Origin of the sequence: Sulfurimonas sp., from assembly GCF_014859695.1 — a bacterium.
Classification (GTDB): domain Bacteria; phylum Campylobacterota; class Campylobacteria; order Campylobacterales; family Sulfurimonadaceae; genus Sulfurimonas.
On sequence record NZ_JACUTS010000073.1, the window covers coordinates 1 to 8553 of the forward strand.

8 protein-coding genes and 1 pseudogene are annotated in these 8553 nt (G+C 39.0%); 8 read left to right on the forward strand and 1 reads right to left on the reverse strand.

The features are described from left to right. Positions 1–96 precede the first annotated feature (96 nt). Positions 97–678, forward strand: a complete 582-nt coding sequence (locus IBX42_RS10065; protein WP_294932533.1) for a cytochrome b/b6 domain-containing protein — start codon at positions 97–99, stop codon at positions 676–678. A 104-nt stretch (positions 679–782) separates the two neighbouring features. Continuing rightward, positions 783–1253, forward strand: coding sequence for a thioredoxin-dependent thiol peroxidase (gene bcp, locus IBX42_RS10070; protein ID WP_294932535.1), 471 nt, complete (start codon positions 783–785; stop codon positions 1251–1253). A 13-nt stretch (positions 1254–1266) separates the two neighbouring features. Here the strand turns inward: bcp and IBX42_RS10075 are convergent, their stop codons facing one another. Beyond that, on the reverse strand, positions 1267–2865 hold the full coding sequence (locus tag IBX42_RS10075) for a DUF3373 family protein (protein WP_294932537.1): 1599 nt from the start codon (positions 2863–2865) through the stop codon (positions 1267–1269). A gap of 461 nt (positions 2866–3326) precedes the next feature. On the opposite strand from IBX42_RS10075, the gene rpsB reads away from it, so the two are divergent. From rpsB to IBX42_RS10105, 6 genes and pseudogenes are all read left to right on the forward strand, one after another. Further along, complete coding sequence (gene rpsB, locus IBX42_RS10080; protein WP_294932539.1) at positions 3327–4112, forward strand: 30S ribosomal protein S2; 786 nt, start codon at positions 3327–3329, stop codon at positions 4110–4112. A 2-nt stretch (positions 4113–4114) separates the two neighbouring features. Then, entirely contained in the window at positions 4115–5167 is a 1053-nt protein-coding gene (gene tsf, locus IBX42_RS10085) for a translation elongation factor Ts (protein ID WP_294932541.1), read from the forward strand. Between the two features lie 111 nt (positions 5168–5278). Next, complete coding sequence (locus IBX42_RS10090; RefSeq protein WP_294932543.1) at positions 5279–6475, forward strand: FAD-dependent oxidoreductase; 1197 nt, start codon at positions 5279–5281, stop codon at positions 6473–6475. 18 nt (positions 6476–6493) lie between these two features. Continuing rightward, entirely contained in the window at positions 6494–7138 is a 645-nt protein-coding gene (locus IBX42_RS10095) for an ABC transporter ATP-binding protein (RefSeq protein ID WP_294932544.1), read from the forward strand. Positions 7139–7152: 14 nt separating this feature from the next. Further along, entirely contained in the window at positions 7153–7917 is a 765-nt protein-coding gene (gene fliR, locus IBX42_RS10100) for a flagellar biosynthetic protein FliR (RefSeq protein ID WP_294932545.1), read from the forward strand. Positions 7918–7966: 49 nt separating this feature from the next. Beyond that, positions 7967–8553: pseudogene (locus IBX42_RS10105) on the forward strand (DNA topoisomerase IV); the annotation flags it as partial.

Here is an 8553-nt window from a genome sequence, read left to right on the forward strand (position 1 = left end):
AAAGCTACGAAAAGGGTACTTTTCGAGAAAATTAGAGGTATTTACGAACTTTTTTTACAAAAGTGCGTAAGGTCAGATATTAAAAAGGAATTTAAGATGAAGTACACTGCTAGTTTTAGAATTTGGCACTGGTTAAATGCTATAGTCGTTTTGGGTTTAGTGGGAACGGTTCTGCTTAGAAAGAGTTTTTTAAGTTGGAGGACTAACTCTGAGATCATAATGACAAAGCTCTCTGACATTGGAGTCGAGATTTTTAAAGAGGATGCCGTCACGATAGCAAAAGCTATTCGCGCAGGGATGTGGGAGTGGCATCTCATCCTTGGTTACGCACTTGCATTTTTAGTTGTTTATAGAATTGCTCTGTTCTTTTTTGACAAAAGCAAAAGAGAAGATTTTGGCTCTTTAGAGCTTCATAAAAAAGGCGTCAGAGTGTTATACTATATTTTGTACGCGGCACTCATTTTTATGACTATCAGCGGTTTTGCAATGTATCTTCATGAGGAGCTAAGTTTGGCAGATGCTACCGCCAAAAGTATAAAAGAGCTTCACGAGTTGGTGTATAACTACTTTTTAATCTTTATTCCTCTTCATGTAGCGGGTGTTATAATAGCGGATACAAGAGAAGAGCATGGCATAATCTCTACCATGATAAATGGAAAAACAAAAGATAAGTTTTAAGAAAAAAGGAACAGAATGGTTGAATTAGATACAGCAGCGCCGGAGTTTTCTAAAGAAACTCTATATGTAGCGTTTGCAAGTAAAGAGAGCAAGGGAGAAGTGAGATGCTAGAGGTTGGGATTGTTGCGCCGGAGTTTTGCCTGCCAAACCAAGATGACGTAGAGATATGTTTAAGGGATCTCAAGGGGAAGTGGATAGTTCTCTACTTCTACCCAAAAGACAACACTCCAGGGTGTACGACAGAGGCGTGCGACTTTAGCGAAGCAGCACCTGATTTTAGCACTTTAAATGCGGTAATACTCGGCGTGAGTGCAGACTCTACAGCAAAGCACCGTGATTTTATAGAGAAAAAAGATTTAAATATTACTCTTTTAAGCGATGAAGAAAAAGGGATGCTGCAGGCATACGGCATCTGGCAGATGAAGAAAAACTACGGTAAAGAGTATATGGGAATTGTCCGCTCAACGCTTATAATAGATCCAAAAGGTGTTGTAAAAGCTCTTTGGAAAAATGTTAAAGTAAAAGATCACGCAAGAGTTGTTAAAGAGAAGTTAGAAGAGCTTCAAGGCAAGTAGCCTTGAAGTTATATTAATATTTGTAGCGAATGTAGAGACGAATGTCTTGAGCTTTGTCTACATGCATTGAATCATTTGTCATTCCATCGTATATTTCTGTAGCATACCCTGACGTGTTTCCAAAGAAACCGTTGCTTCCGGTATATTCATAGTCTATATAGGTATAACGAAGCTGAAGCGATAGAATATCATCAACCAAGTACTCTGTAAAGTAGACCTCGTAAGCATCACCGCGAGCCGCAAGTTTTGAGCCGATGTTCGTATCTTCTCCGTAAGTCATACTTCTCCAGTGTTTACTTCCGTGGTTGTATTCTACTCCCCATTTTCCATAGTCAGAGATAAGCGAAGGGAACTGTGTTCCAACCCAGAAAGATGTTCCTGTTTTACTCTCTCCAAGGTCTGATCCTAACATTCCTTGATCATCTTTTGGATCAGTTTTTGAGAATGCAAAACTTGCAAAAACCGTAGTGTAGTCCAAAAAGTCACTCCATCCATCGCCGATTCCTTTGACAGAGGCATAAGCAACACCGGTGTGCAGTCCGCCAACCGTATCAAAGCCTTGAGTATAGTCCATAGGGTCTACTGCATCAATAAGATTGCTAGCGTAGTAGTACATGCTTGAAATTTTGTACTGTCTATCTTCATAAGGTGTAAAAATAAGTCCCGCTAAATCAATATTGGTATTTTCTGTTGATGCTTCTGCATAAGGGGTTGATAAAAATTTTGGAGCAGCGTTGCTCATACCGCGCCCGAGGCAGAGTTTTACAGAAGTACCCCACTCTTTGTTTAGTGTAAACTGAGAACTAAGTCCGTCAAACTCTACATTGATGGCATGTCCAATAGGGGAAGAGGCGTGATCATCATCTCTAAGATTTACAAGTGCGCCATTAGTTGAAGGACGGCGACCTATACTAAATGTCCATGGAATATCTAGACCAAAAAACTCCTGATCTTGCCATAAAAAGTATGCACTGCGCACTCTTATTTTATCATCGTAAGCATTTTCATTTGCTATCCAGTCAAAACTTTCAAACGAAGAAGTGGCAGGATCGCTTGCTCCTGAGCGTGCACCAAAAGCTTTGTTGTATGCAAGTTGACCTATGAAGCTGAGGTTGTTTGTAGCTTTATAGCCCATATCTATCCAGAGTCTGTTTGTCATAAAGGCATCATTTTCTGCTTTAGTACCATCAGCCATCTCATAGCTCATGTTCTCTATAGCAAATCTATAGTCAACTTGGAACTTTAGGTGTGAGCCGGATGTATTTCTGTTTAGCTCAGCAATGCTCTCTTCAATGTCAAAGAGTCTATCATCCGTAGATGGAATATGCTCCTCATCTTCGTCCGACTCTTCCTCTTGGGCTTCATCTGCAGAAGCAACTACCTCTTTGTCTTCCGCCGAGTCATCAGAAGCAACAGCTCTCGGTTTCTCATCATCTTCTGCCTCTTCATCTTGAGTAGACTCTTTTTGAGCCTTAAGCGTAGCAATCTCTTGCTTTAGCTGGCTCATCTCTCTCTCCATGGCTTCAAAACGCTCATACATGGTAGCTTCAGCACTTAAGTTTGTTACTATCAGTGCAGCAGCAGCTAATGATAGCAGTAGTGGCTTCTTCATTTTCATCCCTTGTTTAAAAGCACTAAACAATGCTTTTTTTATGATATTGTCACTAGTACTATACCCAGAAAATATAAAAAATTTTTTAAATTGTGATAATTTTATATAAAAAAATCTAATAGATAGACGCAGTGTTACAAAGTAAATGCTTAAAATGTAAAAAAGCTTATATTAAACATATTTTTAGTACAATTCGCGGATTTTCTTTCACTCCTATAGTTAAAGAAATATTCAACAGGTATGTATCAAAAGTCAGTGTAACCCCCTTTTTAGGCGGGTATTACCCGATATTACCAAAGTAAACTGACAAACAATTCGATTAGAAACGCAAATCGGAACAAAGTCCCGCTTTGCTACGCTAGCCGCTATGGCACTGAAGATTGCCTCTTTGAGGCAGAAACTTCTTGCTTTGCAAGAATAAAATTAAATTTCGGCTGAAAAATGCCCTTAAAGGACCTTAAATGGTAACTATGAAAGACCTACTGGAGTGTGGTGTACACTTTGGACACCAAACACGTCGTTGGAACCCGAAAATGAAAAAATATATCTTCGGTGTTCGTAAAAATATCTATATTATAGATTTACAAAAAACTCTTCGTTATTTCCGTAACACATACCAAATCGTTGTAGATGCTGCTGCAGAGGGAAAAACTGTTCTTTTCGTTGGAACAAAAAAACAAGCACGCCAGTCTGTAAGAGATGCAGCAATCGCATGTGGTATGCCTTATGTTGACAATAGATGGTTAGGCGGAATGCTTACAAACTTCCCGACTATTCAAAAGTCTATCCGTAAACTTGACGTTATTGCAGAGATGCAAGAGAACGGTCAAATTGATCTTTTAACGAAAAAAGAAGCACTTATGCTTATTCGTCAAAAAGAGAAGTTAGAGATATATTTCGGCGGTATCCGCAACATGAAAAAACTTCCTGACATGCTTTTCATCGTAGATGCTGTTAAAGAGCACATCGCTGTTTTAGAAGCTAGATGTTTAAATATTCCTGTTGTTGCTCCACTTGATACAAACTGTGACCCTGACCTTATCACTTACCCAATCCCTGGAAATGATGATGCTATCCGTTCTATTCAGCTTTTTTGTCGTGAAATGACAGAAGCTATCAATGAGGGTAAAGCTTTAAGAGAGGGCGGAAAAATTGAAGTTGAAGAAGAGCCGGCAGCAGATGAGTCTGTTGTTGTTGAAGATTTCAAAACAGTTGAAGTAGAAGATTTAGAAAAAGAGGAGGCGTAGTTATGGAAGTTACGGCAGCAATGGTAAGAGAGTTGCGTCAAGCAACTGATGCACCTATGATGGATTGTAAAAAAGCTTTAGTTGAGAGTAATGCAGATATGCAAAAAGCAACTGAGTGGCTAAAAGAAAGAGGTATCTCTCAATCAGCTAAAAAAGCTGATAGAGTTGCTGCCGAAGGTCTTGTAGGCTTCAAACTTGCGGATGATTTTTCTAAAGCAACAATCGTTGAAATCAACTCTGAGACAGATTTCGTTGCTCAGAATGAGGGTTTTAAAAATTTAGTTCTTAAAACAACAGAAGAGGTTTACGCAACTTCTCCATCAGATGTAGAGAGCCTAAGGGCAACATCTTTTGGTTCATACTTCTCTGAGACTGTTGCAAAAATCGGTGAGAAGATAGACGTTCGCCGTTTTACTACACTTAAAGCTGATGATGAGAGTGTTGCGCTTAATGGCTATATTCACTCAAACAACCGTATCGCGGTTATTGTTTTGGCAAAATGTGACAGCAAAAAAACTGCGCAGGGACTGATTCCAACGCTTAAAAACATTGCTATGCATGCATCTGCGATGAAGCCGACAACACTTTCATATAAAGATTTCAACCCTGAATTTGTTGACGGTGAAACTAAAGGTAGAATTGAAGCTCTTAAAAAAGAGAATGAAGAGTTAAGTCGTTTGAAAAAACCTCTTAAAAATATTCCTCAGTTTGTCTCTATGATGCAACTTAGTGATGAAGTTTTAGCTAAAGCGGAAGCTGACATCAAAGAAGCACTGAAAGCTCAAGGTAAACCTGAAGCTATCTGGGACAAAATCGTTCCTGGACAACTTGCTCGTTTTATAGATGACAACACGACTCTAGACAAAGAGCTTGCACTTTTAGACCAGACATACGTTCTAGATGACAAAATGAGTGTTGCACAAGCTGTTCAAGCTGCTGCAAAAGAGCTTGGCGGAACAGCTGAGATAGTTGACTTTGTTCGTTTTGAAGTAGGTGAGGGTATTGAGAAAAAAGTAGATGACTTCGCTGCAGAAGTCGCTGCTCAAATGAGTTAAGGAAAAATCCTTAACTCTTCCCCCTCTAATAAACAATCAAAAAACCAATAATATTTAACTTAACAAACTAAAGATGATATAATTTTTCAAATAAACCATTGAGAGTGCATTTTGAATAAAAATAAAATCATTGTAATCGGCGGAGGCTACGGCGGACTTCGTACCGTTGAGAAGCTGGCAAAAAACCCACAAAATGAGATACTGCTTTTAGATAAAAACTCCTACCACTTTGCACAAACAGATGTATATGACCTAATAGCAAACGAGAATGATTTTGCGCAGGTAACAGTTGATCTTTTTACCTTTTGCAGCGGCTTTGAGAGCAATGTTACCTTCATAAAGCAGGAGGTAAAAAACATCGACTTTAAAAATCATAAGGTTGTAACTTCCATTCAGAGATACGGTTATGACTACCTTGTAATCGCCGTTGGAGCGCGTACTAAATTTAGAGCTGATGTTATCGGACTTCGCGAATATGCATACGGTGTAAAAGCGCTTCATCGCGCCATGTATTTTAAACAAAAATTTGAGATGTCGCTTTTTAAAAGGGTTGAGGAGAGCGGAACAAGCTGTAAACCCATCAATATAATTGTCGCAGGCGGCGGTCTTAGCGGTGTAGAGATAGCGGCGCAGATGGCATCGTTTTCTAAAGAGTTTTACCGTAAAAATAATTTTATATGCAGAAAATTAAACATCGTACTGATAAATTCCGGCAAGCATATCTTGCAGGGACTTGATGATGTATTGATTCAAAAGAGCGATCAAAGACTGAAAAAGCTTGACGTAATTATAAAAAATGGGATGAAAGTTGTTGAGATAACAAAAGAGAGTACGAAACTAAGCGACGGCGAAGAGCTTCCCATGGATTTTATAATATTTGCCGGCGGTATTGAGCCAAACGGACTGGTTCATGAACTCTCTATCGATAAAAATGAGATGGGCTATGTTGTTACAAACAGCTATCTTCAAACACAGAGCTACGGTAACGTTTTTGCCATAGGCGACTGTACGACTATATACAACGACGCTAAAGTAGTTGCGCCGACAGCGGATACGGCAGAGCAGATGGCGGATATTTGCGTTCAAAACATTATGAGCCTTATAGAAAAAAAACCTCTAAAAGAGCATAATATAAAGTCTCGTGGAATATTAATCGCTCTTGGCAGAGGTTACGCTGTTGCTAAAGTATTTGGTTTTTATTTTAGCGGTTATTTCGCTTATATAGTGAAAAAGATGGTTGAGAAAGTTTATGAAAAAAGGCTAGAGATTCGATCGCGCAGAGGCTGCAAAAAGATATTTTGTGATTAAATTAGCTATAATCCTCTCATGAATTTACTATCTGCAAAAAATTTATCGCACAGTTTTGATTATGAACTTTTCTCGAATATATCGCTTGATTTAAACGAGGGAGAGTCCGTTGCTATCATAGGCATCAGCGGAAGCGGAAAATCGACACTGTTGCATATATTGTCAACACTTTTAAAGCCTCAGAGCGGAGAAGTTTCTCTTTTTGGAGAAGATGTCTCAGGCATGAATAAAAAGAGACTATCACGTATAAAAAGAGATGAGCTTGGACTTGTTTTTCAGTCTCACTATCTTTTTAAAGGCTTTAGCTCTTTGGAAAATCTGGAGATTGCGGCAATACTCTCAAAACAAGATATAGATGAGAATCTTTTAAAAAGATTGAAAATCGACAGTGTAATGCATCAAAAAGTTACGGAACTCTCCGGAGGGCAACAGCAGAGGGTCTCAATTGCCAGAGTGTTGACAAAACAGCCTCGCATACTTTTTGTAGATGAGCCGACAGGAAACCTGGACAAAGTTACCGCAAATGAGGTTATGGATATATTTTTTGAGTATATAAAGCAGCATGGAGCAGGTATGGTTATGGTTACGCACGATGAAGAGATTGCACACAGATGCGACAATATTTATAAGTTGATAGACAAAGAACTGATAAAAGTTAGCTAAGAAAGGGTTTAACAATGGCTTGGCCGCAAATCTTTAGCGACACCTACATAGTCGGTTTTATTCTTCTATTTTTTAGATTCGGCGCGCTTTTTATGGCAGTGCCGATATTTTCACACAACAGTATTCCGATGACCGTAAAAGCGGCATTGGCATTTTTCTTCACGATAGTTTTTTACTCCTCTATGCCTCCTTTAGAGATTCCCATAAATGTGCCTAGCATCGTTGTAGCAATACTTAGCGAACTTCTTTTTGGTCTTGCAATAGGCGTTGTCCTGCAGATAGCTTTTAATGCAATCACATTTGCCGGCGGACAGATATCCTTTATGATGGGTTTTTCGATGGCAAGCGCAATAGACCCGCAAACAGGCGTCTCGATGCCTATTATCTCGCAGTTTTTATCTTTAGTCGCGCTTATGATTCTCTTTGCTATAGATATGCACCACTGGATGCTCCTTTTTATAGACAGCTCCCTAGAGAAGATTCCTCTTGGAGGCTTTTTGATGAGTGAAAATCTATTTAACTATATAATCACCGCAACATCAAATATGTTTATGGTCGGATTTATGATAGCATTTCCCATAATAGCGCTCTCATGGCTAGCAGATGTAATTTTTGGAATGCTTATGAAAACAATGCCTCAGTTCAACCTTTTAGTTATCGGTTTTCCGATAAAGATTATGGTCTCTTTTGTTGTTTTGATAGCTACGCTAAGCGCTTCGATGTTGATTTTAAAAGGGGAGATGCTCGAAGCTTTTAACTTTTTAGAGACGTTTTTTTAGTTTTTTTCGATACAATAATGTCAAAAGAGCCTCTTAAAGGGAACCCGTAATGAAAATCTTACTTATAAATAATAATCCAGTTGTCAATAAACTAGTAACCCTAAGCGTACAAAAAACTTCAGATGAGTTGGATAAAGCAGAGAGTATAGAGGATGTGGAGTCAACATCTTATAACCTTTTGATTCTTGATGATGGACTCTACACCGAGGAGTTCCTAGATGAGCTAAAATCAAAAGTAGATTTTGGCAAATCTCTTTATATCTGTGCAAAAGATGCTAAGACAGTTGAAGGGTTTGATGCAACTATGCGCAAGCCGTTTTTACCTACCGATCTTGTTGAGATGCTTGTCTCTTTGGCAAAAGGCATAGACGTAAGCGGCGAAGAGAAGGTTCATAAAAGCAAAGCTGTAGAGGCTCATGATGATTTTGCTTTTGGTAGCGATTTGGATGATCTCGACGAACTTGGTGAGCTTGATGAGTTGGAAAGTTTGGACACTCTTGATGAGGTAGAGTTGGATGAGTTGGATGATGCTGAAATTGAAGATGGGCTTGAAGATTTTGATGATGCGCATGACGAGGAGCTTGATGAAGATCTAGAGGGTGAATTTGATGAGCTCGAAGATGAGCTTGATGAAGA

Coding starts and splice junctions, on each gene's coding strand:
- rpsB (WP_294932539.1), top strand. CDS start 3,327: ATGGTAACTATGAAAGACCTACTGGAGTGTGGTGTACACTTTGGACAC.
- bcp (WP_294932535.1), top strand. CDS start 783: ATGCTAGAGGTTGGGATTGTTGCGCCGGAGTTTTGCCTGCCAAACCAA.
- IBX42_RS10095 (WP_294932544.1), top strand. CDS start 6,494: ATGAATTTACTATCTGCAAAAAATTTATCGCACAGTTTTGATTATGAA.
- IBX42_RS10075 (WP_294932537.1), bottom strand. CDS start 2,865: ATGAAGAAGCCACTACTGCTATCATTAGCTGCTGCTGCACTGATAGTA.
- fliR (WP_294932545.1), top strand. CDS start 7,153: ATGGCTTGGCCGCAAATCTTTAGCGACACCTACATAGTCGGTTTTATT.
- IBX42_RS10065 (WP_294932533.1), top strand. CDS start 97: ATGAAGTACACTGCTAGTTTTAGAATTTGGCACTGGTTAAATGCTATA.
- tsf (WP_294932541.1), top strand. CDS start 4,115: ATGGAAGTTACGGCAGCAATGGTAAGAGAGTTGCGTCAAGCAACTGAT.